This is a genomic window from Kineosporia sp. NBRC 101677, from assembly GCF_030269265.1.
In the GTDB taxonomy this organism is placed as follows: domain Bacteria; phylum Actinomycetota; class Actinomycetes; order Actinomycetales; family Kineosporiaceae; genus Kineosporia; species Kineosporia rhizophila.
In genome coordinates this window covers 1,150,585-1,174,775 of sequence record NZ_BSTA01000001.1, presented here as the reverse complement: position 1 = coordinate 1,174,775, position 24,191 = coordinate 1,150,585, and the positions used below count along the sequence as shown (strand labels likewise).

General features: G+C 70.6%; 20 protein-coding genes. 10 read left to right on the top strand and 10 right to left on the bottom strand.

Annotated features, from left to right (window positions below):
• Positions 1-2: 2 nt before the first annotated feature.
• Positions 3-1,220, top strand: a complete 1,218-nt coding sequence (locus QSK18_RS05320; protein ID WP_232808814.1) for a lycopene cyclase family protein — start codon at positions 3-5, stop codon at positions 1,218-1,220.
• A gap of 132 nt (positions 1,221-1,352) precedes the next feature.
• Positions 1,353-3,038 (top strand): alpha/beta hydrolase, encoded by a 1,686-nt coding sequence (locus QSK18_RS05315; RefSeq protein WP_232808813.1) that lies wholly within the window; start codon positions 1,353-1,355, stop codon positions 3,036-3,038.
• A 45-nt stretch (positions 3,039-3,083) separates the two neighbouring features.
• On the opposite strand, the gene QSK18_RS05310 is transcribed toward QSK18_RS05315, so the two are convergent.
• From QSK18_RS05310 to purB, 5 genes are all read right to left on the bottom strand, one after another.
• The gene (locus tag QSK18_RS05310) at positions 3,084-5,252 is read right to left on the bottom strand and encodes a heavy metal translocating P-type ATPase (RefSeq protein ID WP_285616820.1); all 2,169 of its coding nucleotides are present in this window, start codon (positions 5,250-5,252) and stop codon (positions 3,084-3,086) included.
• A 2-nt stretch (positions 5,253-5,254) separates the two neighbouring features.
• Positions 5,255-5,476, bottom strand: a complete 222-nt coding sequence (locus QSK18_RS05305; protein ID WP_232808811.1) for a heavy-metal-associated domain-containing protein — start codon at positions 5,474-5,476, stop codon at positions 5,255-5,257.
• Positions 5,477-5,517: 41 nt separating this feature from the next.
• Complete coding sequence (locus tag QSK18_RS05300) at positions 5,518-5,799, bottom strand: metal-sensitive transcriptional regulator (protein ID WP_232808810.1); 282 nt, start codon at positions 5,797-5,799, stop codon at positions 5,518-5,520.
• A gap of 85 nt (positions 5,800-5,884) precedes the next feature.
• The gene (locus QSK18_RS05295) at positions 5,885-6,715 is read right to left on the bottom strand and encodes a helix-turn-helix transcriptional regulator (protein ID WP_232808809.1); all 831 of its coding nucleotides are present in this window, start codon (positions 6,713-6,715) and stop codon (positions 5,885-5,887) included.
• A gap of 66 nt (positions 6,716-6,781) precedes the next feature.
• On the bottom strand, positions 6,782-8,182 hold the full coding sequence (gene purB, locus QSK18_RS05290; protein ID WP_408622483.1) for an adenylosuccinate lyase: 1,401 nt from the start codon (positions 8,180-8,182) through the stop codon (positions 6,782-6,784).
• A 105-nt stretch (positions 8,183-8,287) separates the two neighbouring features.
• On the opposite strand from purB, the gene QSK18_RS05285 reads away from it, so the two are divergent.
• Positions 8,288-8,737: a cupin domain-containing protein gene (locus QSK18_RS05285; RefSeq protein ID WP_232808807.1), complete on the top strand. Its 450-nt coding sequence runs from the start codon at positions 8,288-8,290 to the stop codon at positions 8,735-8,737.
• 63 nt (positions 8,738-8,800) lie between these two features.
• On the opposite strand, the gene QSK18_RS05280 is transcribed toward QSK18_RS05285, so the two are convergent.
• Positions 8,801-10,471, bottom strand: coding sequence for a hypothetical protein (locus tag QSK18_RS05280; protein WP_285616816.1), 1,671 nt, complete (start codon positions 10,469-10,471; stop codon positions 8,801-8,803).
• Positions 10,472-10,668: 197 nt separating this feature from the next.
• Here QSK18_RS05280 and QSK18_RS05275 point away from each other — a divergent pair, with 197 nt between their 5' ends.
• From QSK18_RS05275 to QSK18_RS05265, 3 genes are read left to right on the top strand one after another with little or no spacing between them, the layout of a single operon-like run.
• Entirely contained in the window at positions 10,669-11,589 is a 921-nt protein-coding gene (locus QSK18_RS05275; RefSeq protein WP_285616814.1) for an AAA family ATPase, read from the top strand.
• Positions 11,590-11,598: 9 nt separating this feature from the next.
• Complete coding sequence (locus QSK18_RS05270) at positions 11,599-12,651, top strand: DUF58 domain-containing protein (protein WP_502894166.1); 1,053 nt, start codon at positions 11,599-11,601, stop codon at positions 12,649-12,651.
• 30 nt (positions 12,652-12,681) lie between these two features.
• On the top strand, positions 12,682-15,126 hold the full coding sequence (locus tag QSK18_RS05265) for a transglutaminase TgpA family protein (protein ID WP_285616812.1): 2,445 nt from the start codon (positions 12,682-12,684) through the stop codon (positions 15,124-15,126).
• Here the strand turns inward: QSK18_RS05265 and QSK18_RS05260 are convergent.
• The 3 genes from QSK18_RS05260 to QSK18_RS05250 all read right to left on the bottom strand — a co-directional run bounded on the left by QSK18_RS05260 (position 15,084) and on the right by QSK18_RS05250 (position 18,485).
• Complete coding sequence (locus tag QSK18_RS05260; RefSeq protein ID WP_232808803.1) at positions 15,084-16,568, bottom strand: UDP-N-acetylmuramoyl-tripeptide--D-alanyl-D-alanine ligase; 1,485 nt, start codon at positions 16,566-16,568, stop codon at positions 15,084-15,086. The two genes, QSK18_RS05265 and QSK18_RS05260, sit on opposite strands and share 43 nt — an antisense overlap.
• A 58-nt stretch (positions 16,569-16,626) precedes the next feature.
• Positions 16,627-17,511 (bottom strand): MBL fold metallo-hydrolase, encoded by an 885-nt coding sequence (locus tag QSK18_RS05255; protein WP_232808802.1) that lies wholly within the window; start codon positions 17,509-17,511, stop codon positions 16,627-16,629.
• A gap of 203 nt (positions 17,512-17,714) precedes the next feature.
• Positions 17,715-18,485 (bottom strand): GntR family transcriptional regulator, encoded by a 771-nt coding sequence (locus QSK18_RS05250; protein WP_232808801.1) that lies wholly within the window; start codon positions 18,483-18,485, stop codon positions 17,715-17,717.
• 161 nt (positions 18,486-18,646) lie between these two features.
• Between QSK18_RS05250 and QSK18_RS05245 the strand changes: the two genes are divergently transcribed.
• The 4 genes from QSK18_RS05245 to QSK18_RS05230 are packed head-to-tail and all read left to right on the top strand — an operon-like array spanning position 18,647 to position 22,672.
• Positions 18,647-19,624 (top strand): substrate-binding domain-containing protein, encoded by a 978-nt coding sequence (locus QSK18_RS05245; protein ID WP_232808800.1) that lies wholly within the window; start codon positions 18,647-18,649, stop codon positions 19,622-19,624.
• On the top strand, positions 19,624-20,688 hold the full coding sequence (locus QSK18_RS05240) for an ABC transporter permease (protein WP_232808799.1): 1,065 nt from the start codon (positions 19,624-19,626) through the stop codon (positions 20,686-20,688). Before QSK18_RS05245 ends, QSK18_RS05240 begins: the two co-directional genes overlap by 1 nt.
• Positions 20,685-21,479 carry an ATP-binding cassette domain-containing protein gene (locus QSK18_RS05235; protein WP_232808798.1) on the top strand — a complete coding sequence of 265 codons (795 nt, stop codon included), beginning with the start codon at positions 20,685-20,687 and terminating at the stop codon, positions 21,477-21,479. Before QSK18_RS05240 ends, QSK18_RS05235 begins: the two co-directional genes overlap by 4 nt.
• Positions 21,476-22,672, top strand: coding sequence for a Gfo/Idh/MocA family protein (locus QSK18_RS05230; protein ID WP_232808797.1), 1,197 nt, complete (start codon positions 21,476-21,478; stop codon positions 22,670-22,672). Before QSK18_RS05235 ends, QSK18_RS05230 begins: the two co-directional genes overlap by 4 nt.
• Here the strand turns inward: QSK18_RS05230 and QSK18_RS05225 are convergent.
• A complete protein-coding gene (locus tag QSK18_RS05225; RefSeq protein WP_285616803.1) occupies positions 22,651-24,099 on the bottom strand; it encodes an IucA/IucC family protein in 1,449 nt (482 codons plus the stop codon). The two genes, QSK18_RS05230 and QSK18_RS05225, sit on opposite strands and share 22 nt — an antisense overlap.
• Between the last annotated feature and the right edge of the window lie 92 nt (positions 24,100-24,191).

Sequence of the window (24,191 nt, the reverse complement as noted above, 5' to 3'; positions counted from 1 at the left end):
GCATGAGCCACCACAACCACGGGGCCGGCCACGTCGTCGACGTGGCGATCGTGGGCGGCGGGGGAGCCGGGCTGAACCTGGTGCTGGCCCTCGACCACGCAGCTCGCACCTCCGGACGGCCAGCCCCGTCGATCGCTCTCGTCGATCCGGTGCGCCGGTCCGGTCAGGACCGCACCTGGTGCTGGTGGGCCCGGCCGGAGGAACAGCCCGAGTGGGTAGATCCGCTGCTGACCCGCAGCTGGCCGACGATGCGGCTGGTGAACGCCGAGGGCGCCCCGAGCTCCTACGACCTGGCTCCGCTCCGCTACCAGATGCTGCGCTCGGCCGACCTGTACGCCGCCGCCGATTCTGCGCTGGAGCGTCTCGGGGCGATCCGGATCACCGCCCCCGCGCAGAGCGTCTCCGACGGCATGCCGCACGCCGTGGTCCGGGCCGGCGACGAACGCGTCATGGCCAGCTGGGTGTTCGACTCCCGCCCGACCCGTCCCACCGGCCCGGCCTCGACCACGCTGCTGCAGCATTTCCGGGGCTGGATCGTGCGTTTCGCGCCCGGCTCGGCCGCGCTCGACGAGAATGTGGCCACGCTGATGGATTTCAGCGTTCCCCAGCCTCGCCGTGGCGTGGCCTTCGCCTACTGTCTGCCGCTGTCGCCCGACTCCGCGCTGGTCGAGTACACCGAGTTCAGCCCGGCCGTGCTGGAACCGGAGCGCTACGACGAGGCGCTGCGCGCCTATCTCACCCGCGCCTTCGACGGCGTGGCCTACACCGTCGAAGAGGTGGAAGACGGTGTGATCCCGATGACCGACGCAACTTTCGCCCGTCGCACGGGTGATCGGTTGTTCCGCCTCGGTACCGCGGGTGGTGCCACGAGAGCGTCCACTGGTTATACGTTCTCGGCCATGCAACGGCAGGCCGCCCAGATCGCCGAGTTGCTGTTGCAGGATCGCCTGCCGGTTCCACCGCGTCCGTACCCGTTGCGGCACCGGTGGATGGATGCGGTGCTGCTGCGCGCCCTGGATCGCGGTTACATCGACGGCCCGGGGCTTTTCGCCGGGCTCTTCGCCCGCCAGCCGAGCGAGCGGGTGATCCGCTTCCTCGACGGAACCAGCACCCCGGCCGACGAGCTGGCGATCATGAGCTCCACACCCACGCCGGCGATGATGCGATCGGCCGTGGAGGACGCGGCGGTCCGGGTCCGGCGCACGCTGGGTATCCGCTGATCACCTGATGTGACACTACTTCTTTTCCCATGGCAGAGTCGGTCATCGCAGCAGTCACCACCGCAACCGGTTCCGGGGTTCTCGTAGGGCTCGGGAAGTGTTCCGGTAAGCCGACTTTGGGGAAGTCTCAGCATGCAGTCTCGGGCTGTCCGGCGTGCCGGAACCGGTGTCCTGATCAGCGCGGCGATGAGCGGCATCCTGCTCGGCGCCCCACACGAGGCGCAAGCCGTGACCGGCCCGGCGCAGCTGCGGGCCTCCGAGGCGATCGGCCGCTACGACAGCCAGAAACTCAGCTGGCAGCCCTGCCTGGACAAGGCCGAACTGCCCGGCCTGCCCCGCGCGTACTACCGGCTGCAGTGCGCCACCATGCTCGCGCCGCGCGACTGGAAGACGCCGGAGGCCGGGGTGGACGTGCGGATCCGGGTGAGCCGCCTGAAGAGCGTCAAGGCCACCGATCCGGGCATGCTCTTCACCAATCCCGGCGGGCCCGGCGCGGAGGGGGCCGATCTGCCGTTGCTCCTGGTCAGCGCCGAGCGTAAGAAGCTGATGGCCGGTCAGGACGTGTACGGCATGGACGTGCGGGGCACGGGTGGGTCGAGCAACCTCACCTGTGGTGGGGCGCGGGATCTGAGTGTCGACCCGCGGGTGCGCAGCCAGGCGAACATCGGCCTGCTGCTCGACGCGGCCGAGCTCACCGCCCGGGCCTGCGCAGTGGCCGGGGGCGGCCTGCGCGAGTACGTGACCACCGCGCAGACCGTGCAGGACGTCGACCTGCTGCGACGGATCGCCGGCCAGGAGAAGACGAACTGGCTGGGCTTCTCGGCCGGTACCTGGCTGGGGGCGCACTACGCCACGGCCTTCCCGCAGCACACCGGCCGGATGGTGTTCGACTCGAACGTCGACTTCACCAGCACCTGGCAGGCCTCGTTCGCCCGGCAGCCGCTCGGTTTCCAGCGGCGCTTCGAGTCCGACTTCGCGCCCTGGGTGGCCCGGCACCACAGCGTCTACGGGCTGGGCACGACCAAGGAGGCGGTGATCGCCAGCTACGAACGGCTGCGGTCGCGGATGACGGCCGATGCGCCGGTCGAGGACGCGGTCACCCTCGATGACATCGTTGCCGGGACGATGTACGCCAAGATGCTCTTCCCCGACGCGGCGGCCGCGCTGGCCGACCTCAACGGCTACGTACGGGCGCAGAGCAGCGGCAAGTTCCGCACCGCCGACCAGTACGCGGCCAAGGTCGGTCGGCGGGTGGCCGCGATCGAGCGCACCGGTCTGCGCCGGACCTTCTCGGGCGATGCCGCGAGCACCACCTTCCTGGCCATCACCTGCCAGGACACGCCCTGGTCGGGCGGCGTGCAGCGGCTGCGGACGGCCTCGTCGGAGGCAGGTAAGAAGTATCCGCTGATCGGCTGGGCCACGATCAGCCAGCCCTGCGCCTTCTGGGACCGGCCGGCCGCGGCGGCTCTGCCCACCCCCACCGGTAAGGACATCCCTCCGGTGCTGATGGTGCAGTCGGAGAACGACCCGGCCACACCGATCGAGGGCGCCCGCGCGGCAGCGACCAACTTCGCCGGGGCCCGGCTGCTGACGGTCAAGAACGAGGGCGACCACGGGCTCTACGCCGGCGGTAACGGCTGCGTGGACCGGAAGGTCGAGAACTACCTGCTCAAGGGCGAACTGCCGGCAGTGGGAAGCAGTTGCCAGGGCACCGCCGACCCGCGCCCGGGCTACGGCAGCATGCGCGTGGCCACCGCACCCCGCAGTGGCACCAACCCGCTGCTCGCCCTGCGGCAGATCCGAGAGCTGGTGCACTGAGGTCTGGACCGGGGGGTCGGTCCAGATCTCAGTGCACCGAGAAGGTCAGCCTCGGAACCGGGGCAGCCGCAGCGAGTTGGTCACCACCGCGACACTGCTCAGGGCCATGGCCAGACCCGCGATCATCGGGTTGAGCAGGCCGAAGGCAGCCAGCGGAAGGGCCGCCACGTTGTACCCGAAGGCCCAGACCAGGTTCTGCCGGACGATCCGCGAGGTGGCCCGGGACAACCGGATCGCCTGCGGCACGCCTGCCATCTCACCCCGGACCAGGGTGATGTCACCGGCTTCCATGGCGGCATCGGTGCCCGTGCCGAGGGCCAGACCCAGGCGGGCGGTGGCCAGGGCCGCAGCGTCGTTCACACCGTCCCCGACCATGGCCACCCGGTGCCCGGCGGCCTGCAGCCGCTCGACCACGGCGACCTTTTCCTCCGGCATCAGCTCGGCGAACACGTCGTCCGGCGCGATCCCGACCGAGGCGGCGACCGCCCGCGCGGTGGAGAGGTTGTCCCCGGTGGCCAGCATCGGAGTCAGCCCGAGGGCCCGTAGCTGCGTGATGGCCTCGCGAGCGGCCGGTTTGATCGTGTCAGCGATAGTCAGCACCGCGGCGGGCACCTCGTCGATCCACACCACCACCGCAGTGCGCCCCTGGGCCTCGACCACCGCCCGGTCCAGCTCGACCGGGAGCTTCTGCGGGACCCACGAGGGGCGACCCACACGCACGCGCCGGCCTTCGACCGTTCCTTCGACGCCCAGCCCCTGGGTACTCGCGAATTCGGTGACGGCGGGCAGTTCGTCGGGCCTACCTGGCACCGCAGCCACCACGGCCCGGCCCAGCGGGTGCTCCCCGGCGTGCTCGACCGCAGCGGCCCAGCGCAGCACTTCTGCCTGCTCGAAGCCGTCGGCCGAAGTCACCCCGGCCAGGCTCATCCGCCCCTCGGTCAGTGTCCCGGTCTTGTCCAGCACGATCACGTCGACGTGCTTGGCGTCTTCCAGGGTCTGCGGGCCGCGGATCAGGATGCCCAGCTGGGCGCCGCGCCCGGTGCCGACCAGCAGAGCCGTGGGGATGGCGAGGCCCAGGGCGCAGGGGCAGGCGATGATCAGCACCGACACCGCGGCAATGCCCGCCGCCTGGGCATCACCGGTGATCACCAGCCAGAGCACCAGGCTCAGGACCGACAGCACCAGCACCACCGGCACGAACACCGACGACACCCGGTCGGCCAGCCGCTGGGCGCGGGCCTTGCCCGACTGCGCCTGCTGCACGATGCGGGTGATCCGGGCCAGCGTGGTGTCGGAACCGACCCGGGTGGCCCGCACCACGATCCGGCCCCCGCCGTTCACGCAGGCCCCGGTCACACTCGCGCCCGGTTTCACGTGAACCGGCAACGGCTCGCCGGTGAGCATCGACTCGTCCACATCGCTCGTGCCTTCGACCACCACCCCGTCCGTGCCGATGCGCTCACCGGGGCGGACCACGAAAAGGCTGCCCACTGAGAGCTCTTCGGCGCGGACGCGGACCTCCTGGCCGTCGCGCAGCAGATTCACGTCGCGCGCGCCCAGGTCGAGCAGAGACCGTAGGGCGGCACCGGAACTGCGTCGGGCCCGAGCCTCGGTGAAACGTCCGGTGAGCAAGAAAGTGGTTACGACAGTGGCTATCTCGAGGTATGGCTCGCCGCTTCCGGTGATCAGCACGCCGATCGACCAGAGCGTGGCCACGGTGACCCCGATCGAGACCAGCGTGTCCATCGTGGCCGCGAGGTGCCGGGCGTTGATCGCGGTGGCGCGGTGGAACGGCCAGGCCGCCCAGGTCACGACCGGCAGGGCGAGCGCCAGGGCCCACCATTCCCAGCCCTCGAACTGCAGGGCCGGAATCATGGAGAGGGCGACCACCGGCACGGTGAGCAGGATCGCCACCCGCAGCCGGGGCTTGAGAACGTCTTCCTGGTAGGGAATCTCGGCTTCGAGAGACTCAGGTACCTGGGCGGTGTAGCCGGTCGCCTCGACGGTGTGGATCAGGTCGGAGTCGCTCACTCCGGCGGCCACCAGCACATGTGCTCGCTCGGTGGCCAGATTGACGGTGGCGTCCACCCCGTCCATCCGGTTCAGCTTCTTCTCGATCCGGGTGGCGCAGGTTGCACAGGTCATGCCGCCGATCGAGAGCTCGACCTGACGTTGTGGCCCGGTGGTGGGCCTGACCTCGGCATCGGTGGCCATGATCAGGCCTGTGGGGCCAGCTCGTACCCGGCCTCGTCCACGGCGGCGGCCACCGCGGCCGGGTCGAGCTCGGACTCGCTGACGATGGTGACAGGGGTGATCCCGCCCGCGTGCAGGTCGACCTCGACCGCGGTCACACCGGGAAGGGCGGAGAGCTCGGTGGTGACCGCGGTGACGCAGTGCCCGCAGGTCATACCGGTGACGTCGACAGTGGTGGTGCTCATGACTGGCTGTCTCCTCGAAACGACACGACTAACTAGGGGTTTCAGCTACGGACGAGGCGGGCGATGGCGTCGGCGGCCTCGGTGATCTTGACTTTGGCCTCGGCGTCGCCCTGGCGCGCGGCCTCGACCACGCAGTGCGACATGTGGTCCTCGAGCAGCCCCAGGCTGACCGCCTGCAGGGCCTTGGTGACCGCGGCGACCTGGGTCAGGACGTCGATGCAGTACGTGTCCTCGTCGACCATCCGTTGCAGTCCACGCACCTGACCTTCGATCCGGCGCAGGCGTTTCAGATAGTCCTCTTTGGTGCCGGCATACCCAGGCATGTCCCGTCCCCTTCTCGTGGAACCCTACCCCCCTAGGGTATGCCTCGGTTCCGGCAAATACCAGAGGGGGGTATCGGGGGCCGGACTAGGAAGCGCCGGCCCAGGAGCCCAGGATCGGCAGCATCCGGGAGGTCTCGGAGTCCGGCTCGACCGTGTACACGATCAACCGCTGACCCGGATCGAGCGGCCCGGTAAGCACCTCGACCCCGAAGGCCAGGAGCCCGGCGGCCGGATGGCGCACCGTCTTGCGCATGGAGGAGTAGTCGCGCACGCCGTGGTCGTCCCACCAGCGGGCGATGTCCGGGTCGCGCCGTAGGCGCTCGATGCCGGCCTTCAGCTGCGGGTCGTGCGGACGCCGGCCGGCCTCGCGGCGCAGGGTCGCCACCGCCGACTGGGCGAAGTCCGTCCAGTTGACGATGCGCTCACGGGCGCCGGGATCGGTCAGCAGCCAGTCGGAGAAGACCGTTCCCGGCTCCATCGGCACGCCCAGAACCTCACCGAGCAGCGCATTCCGGGCCAGCACGAGCGAACGATGACCGAGCAGGATCGCCGGGACATGGTCGAGTGCGCCCATCACCCGCAACAGACCGGGGTCGGCGACCTGCAAGGACTCGGCCTGGGCCCGGCCGGCGGCGACCGGGGCGGCCAGGTCGTGCAGATGAGCCTGCTCCACCTCGTCCAGCCGCAGCGCCCGGGCCAGACTGCCCAGGACCTCGGCCGAGATGTTGGCCTGCCGGCCCTGCTCCAGACGGCTGTAGTAGTCGGCGCTCAGGCCGGCCAGAACGGCCAGCTCCTCCTTGCGCAGCCCGGGCACCCGCCGAGGCCCAGGGAACGGCGTGATCCCGGCCTGGGCCGGGGTGAGCCGGTCGCGCCGGGAACGCAGAAAGGCGCCCAGCGCTGCCCGGTCCTGTGCCACCCGGCCACCGTACGTCAGCCGTCCCGCGGCTACCTGGTCACGTCGTGACCAGGTAGCCGGTCAGGCTCAGCGCAGTTCGTCGACCAGCCGCGAGGCCAGACCCACGTACGAGCCGGGGGTCAGGTCCATCAGGCGCTTGGCCACGTCGTCGGGCAGCCCCAGCCCGGCGACGAACTCCCGCATCACCTCGGCGTCCACCTTGCGGCCGCGGGTGAGCTCCTTCAGCCGCTCGTACGGCTGCTCCAGACCATGCACCCGCATCACCGACTGCACCGCCTCGCCCAGCACCTCCCAGGTCGCGTCGAGGTCGCGGGCCAGCGCCTTCGGGTCGGCGTCGAGGCCGGCCAGGCCCTTGCGGGCGTTGTCGATGGCCAGCAGCGAGTGCCCGAACGCAGTACCGATGTTGCGCTGCATCGAGGAGTCGGTCAGGTCGCGCTGCAGCCGCGAGGTGACCAGCGTGGACTCCAGCACGCCGAACAGGCCGTTGCTGACCTCGAGGTTGGCCTCGGCGTTCTCGAAACGGATCGGGTTCACCTTGTGCGGCATGGTCGAGGAGCCCACCGTGCCCTGCCCCCGGACCTGCACGAAGTAGCCCATCGAGATGTACGTCCAGACGTCGGTGCACAGGTTGTGCAGCACCCGGTTGAACCGGGCCACGTCGGCGTACAGCTCGGCCTGCCAGTCGTGCGACTCGATCTGCGTGGTCAGCGGGTTCCAGGTCAGGCCCAGGTGCTCGACGAAGCTGCGCGAGACCTGCACCCAGTCGGTGTCCGGGGCCCCGGCCACGTGCGCCGAGAAGGTGCCGGTGGCGCCGTTGATCTTGCCCAGGAACTCGGAGTTGTCGATCCGGCGCAGCTGCCGGCCCAGCCGGTGGGCCAGCACCGCCAGCTCCTTGCCGAGCGTGGTGGGGGTGGCCGGCTGGCCGTGGGTGCGCGCCAGCATCGGCAGGTCGCGCAGCTCGCGGGCCAGGTCGGCGACGTCCTCGTGCAGCGCCCAGGCCGAGGGCAGCCAGACCAGGGCGGTGGCGTCGCGCACCATCAGCGCGTAGGCCAGGTTGTTGATGTCCTCGCTGGTGCAGAACAGGTGGACGATCTCGGCCAGGTCGGCCAGCGAGTGCCCCTCCATCCGCTTCTTCACGTAGTACTCGACGGCCTTGACGTCGTGCAGGGTGACCCGCTCGGTCTCGGCCAGCTCGGCCACGCTCTCGGCGTTGAAGTCGCTCGCGATGCTGCGCAGGTAGGAGGTCTCTTCCGGGGTGAGCCGGCGCACCCCCGGCACGGCGCCGGACTCGGTCAGGTGGATCAGCCACTCGACCTCGACGTGCACCCGGCGCTGGTTCAGCGCGGCCTCGGACAGGTGCTGCGCCAGCGGCGCCACGGCGGCCCGGTAACGGCCGTCCAGCGGGCCCAGCGGCACGTCGTCGCCGAGGACGTTGGGCGGCGGGTTCAGCCGACCGGGCTGGTGCAGGGACTTTCCGGGGCGCGGGGAGCTGAGCTGGGTCACGGGCCAATGCTCCCACGGCGCTCCCACGGCCTGCTGGCCCGCCCGGGCCGCCACCCCTACCGTGCAGGCATGCCGACGCTACCCGAATGGGCCACCGGACTCGGGCTCCAGCAGCACCCCGAGGGCGGCTGGTTCGCCGAGACCTACCGCTCCTCCGTCGAACTTTCCCCCGATCAGCTTCCACCCGGCTACGACGGCCCCCGCTCGCTGGCCACCTCGATCGTGTTCCTGCTGCTGCCCGGTGAGGTCTCGGCCTGGCACCAGGTGCGCTCCGACGAGCTGTGGATCCACCAGCGCGGCGGACCGCTGGCCCTGGGGCTGGGCGGCTCGGACGAGGCGGGCCCGGGTCCGGCGGTCGAGTCGGTCCTGGGCACCGACATCGACCAGAGCCCGCAGCTGCTGGTCCCGGCCGGCACCTGGCAGACCGCGCGTCCGGCGGCCGACGAGCCGGTGCTGGTCGGCTGCGTGGTCGCGCCCGGGTTCGACTACCGCGACTGGCGCCTCGCCGACCAGAAGTAGCGGCAAGACAAAACGAAAAGAGGCCTACGGACGTCCGTAGGCCTCTTTTCGATGTACGGAACCTCAGACGGTGGCCGGGGCCTTGTCGTCCTCGTCCTCGAGGCGGGCGGCCTCTTCCTCGGCGCGCAGATCGGCCAGGCGCTGGTTGCTGCGGTGCAGCAGCGTGCCCAGGCCCAGGAGCAGCAGACCGACGACCACCCACATGCCCATCACCAGCAGGGCGGCGCGGCTGCCGGCGCCGTCGAAGAACGCCATCGAGCGCAGCGCCGTCGCGGTCGCACCCGGGGGCAGGATCTGCCCGATCGTGCCCCAGGGGTCGGGCAGCCACTCGGGCACGCTGCTCAGACCGGACAGGGGAGCGCCGAGCAGCACCAACACGGCCGCGCCGATGGCCAGACCGATCCGGCCGGCCAACGCGTACACGCCCAGCAGGATCACGGTGGTGGCGAACGTACCGGCAGCCAGGCCGACGGTCAGCAGCCAGAAGTTACCGCCGGAGGTGGAACCCGACCCGTAGGTGAGCACCGCGGCCACGGCCAGGCCGACCGCGGCGGAGGCCGCAACCGCGCCCCCGAGCTGGGCCAGCGGACGACGACGGTAGAGCGCGATCAGGCCGAACGCCGGCAGGGCGGCCGCGATGACCAGGGCGAGCTCGGAGGACGCGAGCCCGTCACCACGCTGGTCCTTGCCCGGCTGGGGCACCACGTCGGTGACGGTGACCTGGGCCTGGGCCTGCTGCTGGAGAGCCTGGGCAACGGTCTGCAGGGCGTCCGAGACCTCGATGCCCGCCGCGGTGGCGATCATCATCTGGGCCTGGGTGTTGTCCACGAACAGACCGCCGTAGACCTCACGGTCCTCGATGGCGTCGCGCAGTTCGTTGGCATCGCTGAACTGGCTGACGCTGAACGTGCCCTCCCCGCCGAACTGCTCCATCAGCGTGGTGAGCTGCCCGGTGATCTCCTCGGTACCGGCCACGCCGACCGGCACCTTGTTCGGCCCGCCCTTGGCGATCGGCAGGGCCATCGACCCGATCAGCAGGGCGGCGACGGCGGCGAGCGCCACCAGGGTCCCGACCAGCGGGACGAGGGTGGAGTGCTTCTCGGCCTTCGGCGCGGTGGGGGGAACCGGATCAGAAACTGAGGACGAGGGGCTCGCCTCAGGCGCAGAGGTCACGGTGGCCCCGGTGTGGGTGGGGGTCGCCGGACCGGTCGGGGCAGCGGTGCCGGAAGAGGCCGGGGTGGCTGCCCCGACGGGCACAGTTGCCTGGGCAGCAGAGGACGGGGTGGTGGCCCCGGCCGGAGCCGCCGCCTTGGCGGTGTCGGCGCCGGTGGTCTCCGCCTGCGTGCCGCTCGCCGGGTCAGTCGTGTCGGTCGACATGGTGCTGGACGGGGTGGCCGTCTTGTCGTCGGCCTTGGAACCGGCCGACGTGGGCAGCGGCTTCAGCGTGAGGTCGGGCGTGGCCGACTCTTCCGCCGCCGGCGCCTCGGCAGCCTTACCGGCGTCGACCTGCGCAGCTTCGCTCTTGCCGGCCGCCCCGGCCTCCTTCTCGGCGCCGGCCCCCTCGGCGTCCGTCCCGGTCCGGGTGACGCCGAGCGCCCCCTCGTCCGTGGTGTCCTGCACCTCTCCGGGTTCGCCGTCCGTGGTGTCGACGGCGACCGGCTTGGTCGTCCCCTCCGTGACCTCGTTCGCCGAATCGGTTTCGGGTCCCTTGCCGGACGCCGAATCGCGGGTCATCGTCTCTCCTCATTCACGGATGGATCTCGAATTCACGGATGGATCTCGAAGGCCTCGCCGGTCGCGCACCCTAGCCGACTCGCCCATGAGCCCCTCACATGCGAGCCACCTCGAGCTACGTCGAACCGGCGGCCGTTCGCGGTGGGTCAGGGCCGGTCTACTTCAAGCAACGCTGCTCGCTGCCGACGCAAGAGTGCATGGACGTCGCGCCCGCCGCCCGCCTGGTGGCCAACATCGAGCAGGTGGTCCGGGGACAGCATGCGGCCGTCGAGCTGCTGACGATCGCCGTTCTCGCCGGGGGGCACGTCCTGATCGAGGACGCGCCGGGTACCGGTAAGACCACCCTCGCACAGTCGGTGGCCCGCTCTGTCGGTGGCGTGTTCCAGCGGGTCCAGGCCACGGCCGACCTGATGCCCGCGGACATCACCGGCTCCGCGGTCTGGGACCCCAGCCGCCGGGAGTTCAGCTTCGTCCCCGGCCCGGTCTTCGCCGACGTCCTCCTGGTCGACGAACTGAACCGGATGCCCCCACGCACCCAGTCCGCGCTGCTTGAGGTGATGGCCGAGCGGATGGTCACGGTGGACGGCGTCCGGCACCCCGTACCGCCGAACTTCTTCCTGGTGGCCACCCAGAACCCGGTGGAGCAGCACGGCACCTACCCCCTGCCGGAAGGTCAGCTGGACCGGTTCGCCGTCCGCCTGCACCTCAAACCGCTGACCGCCGTGGACGAGTTCACGGTCGTGCGGGAACAGCTGACCGGTCCGACCGTGAACTCCCTGGAGGCAGTGCTCGACCCGGAAGGGCTGAGCGCACTGCGCGACGTGGTGCGCGGCGTCTTCCTGGCCGAGCCGGTACTGGAGTACGCCGTGAAACTGACCCGGTCCACCCGCACCGACCAGCGGATCCGGGCCGGCGCCGGCTCCCGTGCGGCGATCTCTCTGGCCCGCTGCGCCCAGGCCCGGGCGGTGCTGTACGGCCGTGAGTACGTGACCCCCGAGGACGTCGCCGAGCTGGCCGTGCCCGTGCTCGCCCACCGCATCGTGCCGGCGGTGGCCACTCCGGCCGATGCCCTGATCACCGAGCTGGTCCGGGCCCAGCACGTTCCGGTCCCGGTCTGAGCGGGGGTCGTGAGCAAGATGCGCATAGTGCGGCCGATCACGCCGGGGGGCTGGCTGGCGATCATGCTGGCCGCCGTGCTGGCGGCGATCGCCGTACGAGCCTTCAACCCCTGGCTGCTGCTGGTCGCCTTCGCCCTGTTCATCCCGGTGGTGCTCTCCCAGCTGATGCGCCCGGACCTGAAGTCGGTGTCGGTGGCCTTCCGCTCGCCCGAGCGTCTGGTCATGGGCGAACCGGCTGAGCAGGTGCTGACCGTGCGCAACGACGGCCGGCGTCTGTTGCCTGGCTTCGCGGTGTTGCACCACTGCCGGGGACTGGCCCCGATCCAGCTGGCGGTACCCCCGCTCGGGCCGGGTGACCAGGTCGAACTCACCTTCCCCCGGCTTCCGGTGCAACGCGGACGCACCGACTCCCACGACATCCATCTGCATGCCCTGGCGCCCTTCGGGATGGCGTTTCACCACCGGTGCATCCGTGGGAAGGCGGAGATCGTGGTGCACCCGGAACGGGTGCCGACGGTAGAGATCGACAGTGGACGTTTGTCCCTCGAGGACGCGGCCGGGGCCCGGCTGCTGCCGGCCGGGTCAGAGCCGCACGGCCTGCGCGAATGGCGTCAGGGGGACGACCGCCGCCACGTGAACTGGCGGGCCACCGCGCGTCAGGCGGCGCTGGGGCAGCCGGACAAGCTGATCGTGGTGGTGCAGGAACCCGAGGTGGAGGCCCGGCTGGTGCTCGTGGTCACCGGGTCGGTGCAGGACGAGGACTGGGAGGAACTGGTCTCGCTGGCGGCCTGGTCGGCCTGCGAGGCGGTCGGCAGCCACGCCGACGTGACCCTGATGGCGCCCGGCGTCCCGGCCTGGTCGGGCACCGACGTGCAGCAGATCCTCGACTGGTTCAGCGGCCTGGACAGCAGCCGCCTCGAGCAGCCGGCCGACGAGGTGGACGAGGTCGACGGCGCGGAATTCGAGGAGCTGGTCCGGGCCCAGCGGGCGGCCGGGGTGGTGGTCGTGGAGGCCTCGACCCGGCCGTTCGGTCTGCACCGCATGTACGGCGGGGCCGGATGAACGGCGGGGCCGGATGAACGGCGGGGCCGGATGAACGAGATACGGAACGTCCCCACGCTGCTGACCCTGGTCTCGGCCGCCCTGGCGCTGGGTCTGGCCGGTCTGTTGCCGGGGGCGGTCTGCCTGCTGGTGATGGTGCTCGTGGTGCTCGTCGGCGTCTTCGTGCCGACCCGCTTCCCGCAGCTCACCGAGACCTCGTGGGGCCGCAGCTCGGTGGCCGGGGCAGCCCTGGCGCTCGTGGTGGGAGCCACGGCGGCGACCTCGCCGCAGAACCTCCTGACCGGCACCGCCTCGAGCCCGCTGGCCGGTGCCGCCGACGTCCTGGCGGTGCCGCAGGGCCTGCCTCTGGGAATGCTGGCCGCCCTGGCCGCCGGCTCGCTGATCGCCGTGACCCTGGAGATCGGTCACCGTCGGGGCACCCAGTCGGCCTTGGTCCTGGGCACCGCCGTGCTCGGTCTGGCCTGCGTCGCCGCCCCCTCCGGGCTCCGGCTCCTCGTGCCCATCGTGATCGGCTGGCCGGCCGCCCTGCTGGCCCTGACCAAGCTGAACTTCCTGGCCGCGCCGAACCCCGATGTCCGCACCACCGTCATCCGCCGCGGGGCCGGGCCGGTGGCCTCCACCGAATCGGCACTGGCCGCGGTGTTCCGCTGGCGCATCGTGCCGGTGCTGCTGGCCATCGTCCTGAGCTCCGGCCTGGCCCTGGCCGCAGGCGGCGCCGAGTTCCGGAACCTGGGCAACGGCAACGCGTCGGCCGCCGACCAGAGCGAAGGCAACAACGCCCGGGCCTGGGAGACCAAGTTCCTGGGCGGACGGATGGACCTGAACTCGCGCGGCCCCCTCGGCGACTACCCCGTGGCCGAGATCCCCCTGGAGAGCCCGAGCCACTGGCGCACCGCAACGCTGGACTCCTACAACGGTGTCGGCTGGCAGGTCACCGGCACCTCGAACCTGCGCACCACGCTCACCCCCAGCGCATCCGGCGTACGGCTCAGCACCAGCGGCGACGACACCGCAAACCTGACCGCCGGCCAAGCAGAAGGCCAGGCAGAAGACCAAGCAGAAGACACAGACCCCGACAACAACCTGGACGCGACCGAAACGCCCGACCCGAGCCAGTCGTCCCCCGATCTGACCGACCCCTTCGCCGACCCGGAAGACGACTTCACCAACCCCGCCGACCCCGGCGACCTAGGCATCGAAGGCCTCGGGAGCGATGGGGGAGCCAGCACCCTGGACGGGGGCGACACCCAGCTCGGCAGTACCCGCACCGATCAGGTGGTCAACCGGGGGAACGGCCCGGCCCAGCTGATCGCCCCGGGCCGTGTACTCACCGCCGACCTTCCCAGCAGCTATGCCGAACGCACGTTCGTCTCCCCTGGCGAGCGGGTGGTGATGCCCAGCCAGAACGAGGACCAGTACAGGGTCACGAGCCAGGTCTACCCCGACATCTCGAACCCCGCCGCGCTCGAAGGCGCGGCGGACGACGCAGTGGCTGACCCCGACGCCTTGATCGACCCCCGTTACCTCCAGGTCCCCGACACCCTCCCGGCGCGCGTGCGTGATCTGGGCGAGCAGTTGGTGGGCGGCGCGACCACCCGGCTCGCCGCAGTGCAGGCGGTCGGCACTCGGCTGCGGCAGTCGATGAGCTACACCCTGGACGCGCCCGTACCCCCGTCCGGCGCAGACGCTGTCGACTTCGCGCTCTTCGAATCTCACCAGGGATTCTGCGAGCACTACGCCAGCGCCGCCGTGATGCTGCTGCGCTCCGGCGGGATCCCGGCCCGGATGGTGGTCGGTTACCTGGCCGAGGGGAAGGAGTCGATCGGCGACGACCGTCAGCTCATCCGGCAGGCCCAGGCACACGCCTGGGCCGAGGTCTGGTTCCCCGGCGCAGGTTGGGTGACGTTCGAGTCGACCCCCGCTGGTGGCCTCGACGAGAGCTTCCTGGACGACCTCAACTCGGCGTTCAACCGGGCGATGAACGACCTGGCCGAGCGGTTCTCCGCCTTCGTGGCGGGGGTGGTCGGCCCGGTCGTGCTCGGCGTCGTGCTGCTGGTGATCTGGCTGTTCCGCCGTTTCCTGCTGCGGCAGCTGGCCCGGCTGGTGGCCCGGGTCACCGGGCGCCGAAAAATTGTGGACGCTGACCCGCCTTACGATCCCGACTTACGAAAAGCGTTCCTGGAGTTGGAGTCGGAGCTCGCCGCCCAGGGGGCGGCGCGGGCGGCCAACGAGACGCTGCAGTCACTACGGGACCGGCTGCTGGGTCCTCGCTACTACACCGCACCGGAACAGAAACACGCGCTGGAAGGCGCTTTCGACGTCCTCAATCGGGCTCTGTACTCTCGCACACCGCCCGATCGGGACGAATGCCTGCAAGCCGCAGCCGCTTTCGAACAGGAGGCGGTCCGCCTGCGGGAAGCAGCCGAGAATGGTCAGCCCGTGGTCAGTTTGGGGCAGTCGGCGCAGTTGATGTAGAGCGGGCACGAGGTGAGGGCGCAGACCACCTGGTGCCCGGCCAGCCCCAGGTAGACCCGCTCCATGTGCATCGCCCGGGCGCCCTTGGCCAGCACCACAGCGGTGGTTCCCTGAGCCTCGAGAACGGCCTTGACCTGCCCGAACGCCTCCATGGCAGATCCGGCGGTGGACACTCGGGAAGCCGGGAGCCCGTGCTCCACGGCCCCGGCCTGCAACGGCGCCGCGTTCGGGCCCACCGTGATCAGGTCGGTGACGCAGTCGGCCGCCTTGTGCCCGACCCGGGTGTGCAGCTCGTGCGAGAAGTCGCCGAGCTCGCCCATCTGCCCCAGCACCGCCACCTTGACCTCACCGGGCAGGGCGGCGAGCAGGTCGAGCGAGCCGATCATCGCGTCCGGGCTGCCGTTGTAGCTGTCGTCGATCATCAGCAGCTCGTCGTCGATCCGCCGCAGCGACGCCCGGCCGGCCGGCGGCTGCACCCCTCGCAGCGCCTCGATGCCCTCGGAAGGGGCGATGCCGTAAGCCCTTCCGACCGCCACCGCCAGCATGGTGGCGTAGGCGAAGTGCCGCCCGGCCGCGCCGATGCTGAACGGCAGCGTCTGCCCGTCCACCTCGATCCGGCCGCGGGTGCCGTTCTCGTCCACGCTCACGTCGACCGCGCGCAGGTCGTTGCCGGGGGCGAAGCCGACCCGCACCACGGTGGCCTCCGCGGCCCCGGGCAGGCCGAGGGTGGTGCTGGTGAGCAGCTCGTCGTCACCGTTGACGATCCAGGTACCGCCGGGGCGGGTGTGGTTGAAGATGTCGGTCTTCTCCAGCGCCAGCTCCGGCTGGCCGGCGAAGTTGCCCAGGTGGGCGAAACCGACGTTGGTGACCACCGAGACGTCCGGGGCGACCAGGCCGCTCAGGTGGCCGATCTCGCCCGGGTGGTTGGTGCCGATCTCGGAGATCACGTGGGTCTGTGCGGGCTCGATCTGGGTGAGCGTGAGCGGCACGCCGAGGTGGTTGTTGAAGCTCGCCTTGTTGGCCAGCACCTCGAACTTGGCCTGCAGGACCTGGGCGATCAGGGTCTTGGCGGTGGTCTTGCCGGCCGACCCGGTGACCGCGACCACCGAGGCGGTGCTGCGGCGGCGGGCCTGGGCGGCGGCCTGCTGCAGGGCGATCAGGGTGTCGGGCACCCGGATCACCGTGGCGTCGAGCCCGGCCAGCTCGGGGGTGTCGGCCAGGGGGCGGCTGATCAGCACCCCGGTGGCCCCGGCCCGCACGGCGGCCGCGGCGAAGTCGTGACCGTCACGGGTGGGGCCGGGGATGGCCACGAACAGCTCGCCACCGGTGATGTCCCGGGTGTCGACGCTGGCCCGGCCGAACCGCCCGGCCTCGCCACCGGTGGCCTGACGCACCAGCTCGGCACCCTCGACCGCTGTGAGGACGTCGTCCACCTGGATCACAGAACCGTTCCCTCCACCTACGCGCGAGCCCACGCCCGAAAGGGCAATCGTAGGGCCTTTACGACAGGCGACCGGCGCGGCTGCCGGAGCTGACCAGCTCGGCCAGGTGCTCCTGGGCCCGCTTCAGGGCGATGAAACCGGCCGCCCCGCCGACCGCGAGCCGGTTGGCGTGCCACTCCAGCTCGGCGTCGTCCAGGTGCGGCGGCAGCTTGCGGGCCAGGTTGGCGACCTCGGCGAGCTCGGTGCGCTGGCGCACCAGGAAGCCCACGTCCACCGGGTGCCCGTGCCCGGGCACGACCACCCGCCCGACCCGCTCCATCAGCCTGGTCATGGTGTCCGGCCACTCCAGCGGGAAGGCGTGGTCGAACGACGGCGGCGCCCCCTGCTCGGCCAGGTCGCCCAGGAACGTGACGTCGGCGTCCGGCACCTCGACCACCAGATCGTGGTCGGTGTGCCCGCGGCCGGGATGGTGCAGCACCACCGACCGGCCGCCCAGGTCGAGCGTGACGTCGGCCGTCATCGTGTGGTTGGGCAGGGTGAGCCGGACCGCGTCGACCTCGTCGGCCAGCACCTCCTCGCCGGACTCACGCAGCCAGGTGGAGATCTCGGCGCGCTGCCGCACCCCCGAGCCGGCCAGATCGGCGTAGCAGCGCTCGTGCGCCCAGATCTCGCAGTCCGGCTGGGCGTCGGCGAACACCGAGGTGCCGTAGCAGTGGTCGAAGTGCGAGTGGGTGAGCGCCACCAGGTGCGGCAGCGGGGTGATCGAGCGGATCGCCCGGCGCAGCTCCTGCCCCTCGCGCTCGCTGCCCCGGGTGTCGACGACCAGGCAGCGCTCGTCGCCCAGGATCAGCCCGGCATTCACGTCGAGTGTGCGGTTGCGCCGCACGAAGACCCGGTCGCCCACCTCGTACCAGCGACCCCAGGGGTTGGTGTCCGACTTCACCGCAACTCGGCTCCCTCGTTCCGGCCCTCTCAGGTCGAGGACACGCGGCGGTTCCGGCGGACGGTCACCCCAGGACGGCGACTATCCGCATTGAGCACACAACGCAGCGTACGCCCGATCTGACCGATTGGTTACACCGGGGGTGACTTGACAATTACCAACGGTTTGACCGAAGCCGTCGGCCAGCGCATTGTCACACGGTGTCAGCCGTTCAGCAGGCTGAGCTCGAAGCTGTAGCGCGAGGCCACGTAGACGTGGGTGCCGTACTCCACGGCCCGGCCCCGCTCGTCGAAGGTGAGCCGGCTCATCGTCAGCAGGGCCGCGCCCTTGGTCTCGTCGAGCAGGCGGGCCTCGGCGAGCGTGGCCGGGCGGGCGCCGATGCTCTGGTGGGCCGCGTGCAGAACCACCCCGGCGGCGCGCAGCAGCGCGTACAGGCCGTGCTGTTCCAGGGCCTGGGTGGTCAGGCTGCGGGCGTCGGGCAGGTCGCCGAGCAGGTGGTTGGTGAGCCGGGCGATCGGCCGGCCGTCGGCCGAGCGCAGGCGCACCAGCGAGATCACCGGGGTGCCGCTGGGCAGGGCCAGGACCTGGGCGATGTCGGGCTTGGCGGGTTCCACGACGTTGGACAGCACCCGGGTGCGGGGGAGGCGGCCCCCGGCCAGCAGGTCGTCGTGCAGGCTGGTGAGCTGCAGAGGGCGGCGCACCCGGGGCTGCACCACCCGGGTACCGACCCCGCGGCGCCGCACCAGCAGCCCCTTGTCGACCAGGTACTGCATCGCCCGGCGGACCGTGGGCCGGGACAGGCCGAGCTGCCCGGCCAGCTGGATCTCGTTGGCCAGCATGGTGTCCGGCGGCAGCTGACCCTGGTCGATGGCGCGCTCCAGGTGCTGCGCGAGCTGGAAGTACAGCGGCACCGGGCTGGACCGGTCGACCACCAGGGCGGGCAGGGCCGGCCCGATCGGCATCTCGATCGGCATGAGACCCTCCCGGGCCCGTTCGTCGCTGGAGGCGGTCGAGGGCATTGATCTCGATGTCGAACGATCCGACCGTTATGACTGTAACTTCTGACAAGCGAACATAGAAGGTTGTCAGCACAAATCGTCGTTCGTGGAACAAGAAGCAGCGAAGGGATTTTCGCATGCTCAGAACGGGTATCGCGGTGTGCGCGGCGGCCGCGCTGGTGGCCGGGCTGGCGGCCTGCAGCGAGGGCGGACGGGTCAAGGAGCCGGATCGGGGCGCCGGCACCGCCGGGGACGACTCGGGCTACACGATCGCGATGGTGACGCACGAGACCCCGGGCGACTCGTTCTGGGACATCGTCCGGGCCGGGGCCGAGCAGGCTGCGCAGAACACCGGCATCGACCTGAAGTACTCCAACGACCCGGACGCGGGCAAGCAGGCCACCCTGATCCAGAACGCGGTGGACAGCAAGGTCGACGGTATCGCCACCACCCTGGTCACCCCGGACGCCCTGGCCGGATCGGTGAAGGCCGCTGCCGACGCGGGCATCCCGATCGTCGGCCTGAACGCCGGGATCGACGACTACCAGCGGCTCGGGGCGGACATGTACTTCGGCTCGGACGAGACCACGGCCGGTGAGGCGGCCGGGGAGCGACTGGCCGCCGAGGGCGCGAAACATCCGTTGTGCGTGATCCACCAGGCCGGTTCGGTCTCCCTCGAGGCCCGCTGCGCGGGTGTCGCCGCCGGCGTTCCGGGCACTGAGAACCTGCAGGTCAACGGCACCGACGACGCCGCCGTGGTGGCGACCCTGCAGGCCAAGCTGGCCCAGGACCCGTCCATCGACTACATCGTCAGCCTGGGTGCCCCGATCGCGCTGGACGCGATCAAGGCGATGGACGCCAGCGGCAGCGAGGCGAAACTCGTCACCTTCGACCTGAATCAGGAGGCGGCGCAGGCGATCCAGGACGGCAAGATCGAGTTCTCCATCGACCAGCAGCCCTACATGCAGGGTTTCATGGCGATCACCTCGCTCTACCTGGCGGTCAAGAACGGTAACGACCTCGGTGGCGGGCAGGCGGTCCTGACCGGCCCGTCGTTCGTCGACAGCGAGAACATCGACCAGATCCTGCCGTTCGTGGCGAACGGGACCCGCTGATGACCGCCACCCAGGAGAACCTGACCTCGACCACGCCGGTCCTGGACAGCCCGCTGTCGCGGCGCCTGTTCGCCCGGCCGGAGATCGGGGCCACCGCGGCCGCGGTCGTCATCCTGATCTTCTTCCTCGTCGTGGCCCCGGCGTTCCGCTCCGGCGACTCGTTCCTGACCGTGCTCTACCAGTCCTCCACCATCGGCATCGTCGCCATCGGGGTGGGCCTGCTGATGATCGGCGGTGAGTTCGACCTGTCGGCCGGCGTCATCGTCACCACCTCGGCCCTGGCCAACTCGATGTTCTGCTGGTGGTTCGGGATCGACCTGTGGGTGGGGGCGCTGCTCAGCCTGGCCCTGTGCCTGCTCATCGGTTTCGTCAACGGCTACCTGGTGATGCGCACCGGCATCCCCAGTTTCCTGATCACCCTGGGCACGTTCTTCGTGCTGCAGGGGGCGAACCTGGGCATCACCAAGGCGGTCACCGGTTCGGTCACCTCCCCGGACGTCTCCAAGATGGACGGGTTCGGGGTACTGGGCAACGTTTTCGCCTCCAGCACCGAGATCGGCGGCGTGACGGTCTGGGGCACCGTGGTGTGGTGGCTGCTGTTCACCGGCCTGGCCGGGTGGGTGCTGCAACGTACCCGCACCGGCAACTGGATCTTCGCGGTCGGGGGCAGCGCGGACAGCGCCCGGGCGGTCGGCGTGCCGGTCCTGCGCACGAAGATCGGCCTGTTCATGACGGTCTCGTTCCTCGGCTGGTTCGTCGGCATGCACAGCCTCTACCGCTTCAACACCCTGCAGGCCGGCAACGGGGTGGGCAACGAGTTCCTGTACATCATCGCCGCCGTGGTCGGCGGCACGCTGCTCACCGGCGGTTTCGGCAACGTGATCGGCGTCGCGATCGGCGCCTTCATCTTCGGCATGACCAGTCTGGGCATCGTCTACGCGGGCTGGGACCCGAACTGGTTCAAGGCCTTTCTCGGGGTGATGCTCCTGCTCGCGGTGATGGTCAACCTGTACGTGAAGGCCCTGGCCACGGCGAGCCGGCCGAGCCGGAGGGCAGGGGCATGACGCTGATCGAGATGCACGGCGTGGGAAAGAGTTACGGCCCGATCCGGGCGTTGTCCGACGTCGACCTGAAGGTCGCCGCGGGCGAGGTGACCTGCGTGCTGGGCGACAACGGGGCGGGCAAGTCCACGCTGATCAAGATCATGTCCGGGCTGCATCCGCACACCGAGGGCACGTTCCAGGTAGACGGCGAGACGCTGGTGCTGGACTCGCCGCGGCAGGCCCTCGACCGGGGGATCGCCACGGTCTACCAGGACCTGGCCGTGGTGCCGTTGATGGAGGTCTGGCGGAACTTCTTCCTGGGGGCGGAACTTCGTCACGGATCGTTCCCGCTGGCCGGGATGCGGATCCGCGAGATGCGCCGGATCGCCGACGAGGAACTGCGCAAGATGGGCATCGTCGTGCAGGACATCAACCAGCCGATCGGCACGCTCTCCGGTGGTCAACGGCAGTGCGTGGCGATCGCCCGGGCGGTCTACTTCGGTGCCCGCGTGCTGATCCTCGACGAGCCCACGGCCGCGCTCGGCGTGAAGCAGTCGGGCGTGGTGCTGAAGTACATCGCGGCCGCCCGGGACGCCGGGCTCGGCGTCGTGTTCATCACGCACAACCCGCACCACGCCTATCTGGTCGGCGACCACTTCATCGTGCTGAAACGGGGCTCCACCCGGCTGGACTCGCGGCGCGAGGCGATCACCCTGACCGACCTCACCCAGGAGATGGCGGGTGGGGACGAACTCGACGAACTGGCGCACGAGCTGCGGCCGACGGCCCGGAACGAGAGGGAGTCCGAGTGACGCAACCTCTGCGGGTGGCCCTGATCGGCTGCGGGAACATCGCGCTGAACATGCATCTGCCGGTGTTCCTGGCCGACCCCGAGCGCTATCAGGTGGTGGCGGTCGCCGACCCCACGGCGTCGAGGCTGCGGGCGGCCCGGGAGATGGTAACGCTGGATCCGGTGCGGGCGTACACAGATCCGCTGGAGGCCATCCGGTCGCCCGACGTGGACGTGGTCGACATCTGCACCCCGCAGAACCGGCGGCGCGATCTCCTGGTGGCCGCGGCCGAAGCCGGTAAGCACATCATCTGCGAGAAGCCCCTGGCCTCGGTGCCGGCCGACGCGGAAGCTGCAGTGAAGGCAGCCGAGGCAGCCGGGGTAGTGCTGGGCGTGGTCCACAACTATCTCTTCCTGCCCGAATTCATCGCTGCCCGCCGCATCATTGCCTCTGGCGAGCTCGGCGCCATTCGTACGGTCACCGTGAATTACCTAGGGGTGCTCGACCTGCCCGGCGCCGGTGGCTATCGCCCCCTTTGGCGGCACGATCCCGCTGCCGCCGGGGGCGGCGTGCTGATGGACATGCTGCACGCGGTCTACCTGGCCGAACAGCTGCTGGGCGCTCCGTTCGTGAGGGTCTCCGGGTTCGCCGATGCCGACCTGCCGGGGGCTTGGGGCGATGGCGTGGAGACTCTGGCCCTGGCCCGGTTCGAAGCTGACCAGGGCGATCGCACCAGCGTCGCGATGGTGAACATGGCCTGGGGGCACGGGCCGGGGGGAGTGCAGGTCACCGGTACCGAGGGCAGGTTGGTGATCCACTACGTCGACGACAGCACGCCGCCTTGGGCGCCCCTCGCAGGCATAACGGTCACCACCGTCGAGGGAACGCACAGCGCAGACGTACCCGTCGGGGTGGAACTGCCGGCCAAGATGTCGGCCGCCATGACGCTGGCCCTGGCCGACATCGCCGACGCAGTGCGCACGGGCGGGCGACCGGCGGCCACCGGTCGCGATGCCCTGCACACCCTGGCCTGCACCATGGCCACGTACACGTCGGCGGCGCTGGGGCGAACGGTCTCAATTGAAGACGCTGGTGCGCCTGGAGTCTGGACGGCGGGGGTTTCGGCTCTGGCTGGGTTGGAACTGCCTGAGTTCTCCCCAGTGGCCCGGGGCCGCCTGTTCGCCCGGGTTCCTCAGGCCGGAAACGGCAGGTAGAGCGGCACGTAACCGCTGTCGCGGTCGGCGGCGCCGCGCCAGCGGGTCAGCAGGTTGGTCTTGGCCGGCACGGGTTCGCCGGCCAGGACGCCCTCCAGTTCGGCGAACGGCTCGACGCCGGAGAGCACGTCGGACACGATCTCCCAGAGCGCGGGCTCGGCCATCGGATCCCGGTCGGCCAACGCGGCCACCAGCCCGCCCACGTGATTGATCAGCAGGCAGTAGGCCACCCGGTCCCAGCCCCGGCCCTGCGGGGTGCCGACGTGGGCGCGTACCCGCGCCGGCATGGCGGCCAGGTCTTCAGCCCGCCGCTCTCGCACGAGCTTCACGCCCTCCAGGTCGCGCAGGACGAGTTGTACGGGCAGGCCGTCGCGCAGCCCCACGACCACGTTCTGCAGGTGCGCCTCGAACACCACGCCGTGCCGGGCGTAGGCATGCAGCACCGGCGGCACCACCAGGCGCACGTAGCGCTGCCACCAGTCGAGCAGCACCTCGCGGTCGGCGGTGATCCGCTCCAGCAGCCGGGCCAGTGCGGGGTGCGGCACCGGCTCGGTGAGAGCGGCGGCCGGTACTGCCTGCACTCCCGGTTGCAGCCGTCCGGCCAGGCCCTCCCGGCGGATGACGCCGAGCTGGTCGGCCAGGCCGGGGCCGAGGCCGGCGGTCAGGCCCGAGGTCTCCCGCAGCAGCACGGTGCCGGGGAAGCGGGTGGCCAGGTCGCGGCGCAGCGGCTCGAGCAGGCCGGCCAGCATGACCGCGGCCTGGACCTCGTGCCACGGATTGATCCGCAGGCAGTTGGTGATCAGCACGCTGAGGCTCAGCTTCAGGAAACCGTTGTCGTCGGCGGCCACAGTTCGCACCGAGGAAGTGGCCCGCATCGACGGACCGCTGGGGCCGAGGTCGATGGCGCGTCGGTCGGCCAGCGCCGCGGGCAGCTCGTCACCCCGCGAAAGGATCGCGTACTGCCAGGGATGCACGGGCAGCAGGCGATATCCGTCCGGCACCGCCTCTTCCCCGGTCGGCGTTGCGTCCGAGACGTGGGTCTCGCGCATGAGCTCGGTCCGCACCGCCAGGTAGTGCAGCTGGAATCGGGCACCCAGCTCCGGGGCATAGCGCCGGACCTCGTCCTCCCGTCCCGACCGGGCCTTCGGCGCGGGATGGAAGCGGTGGCCGCTGAGGAGGGACTGCTCCAGCTCCAGGTAATCGGCTGCCGACGTGTGCGGACGGTTCAGCGCTTCGGTGATCAGTGCCTGGGAGGCCGCGATCTGGTCAGGCAGGTGATCGGCCGACGTCCCGGTGATCGCGGTGAGCTCCTCGTCGACCACGGCCAGTAGCTCACGCCAGCCGAGCCACGCCTGCCCCTGAACGTCCCCGAGCTGCACCTGTCCGGTGAAGCGCGGCTCCGATGTTCCACGGGAAACATTCCTCATCGGCCGACCAAGCCGCGCCCTTAAGCTCCGGCCCGATTTCTCCAGCTTGATGAGCGCCCATTCGGGGCCGTCGGGCATCACGTTCCCCCCAG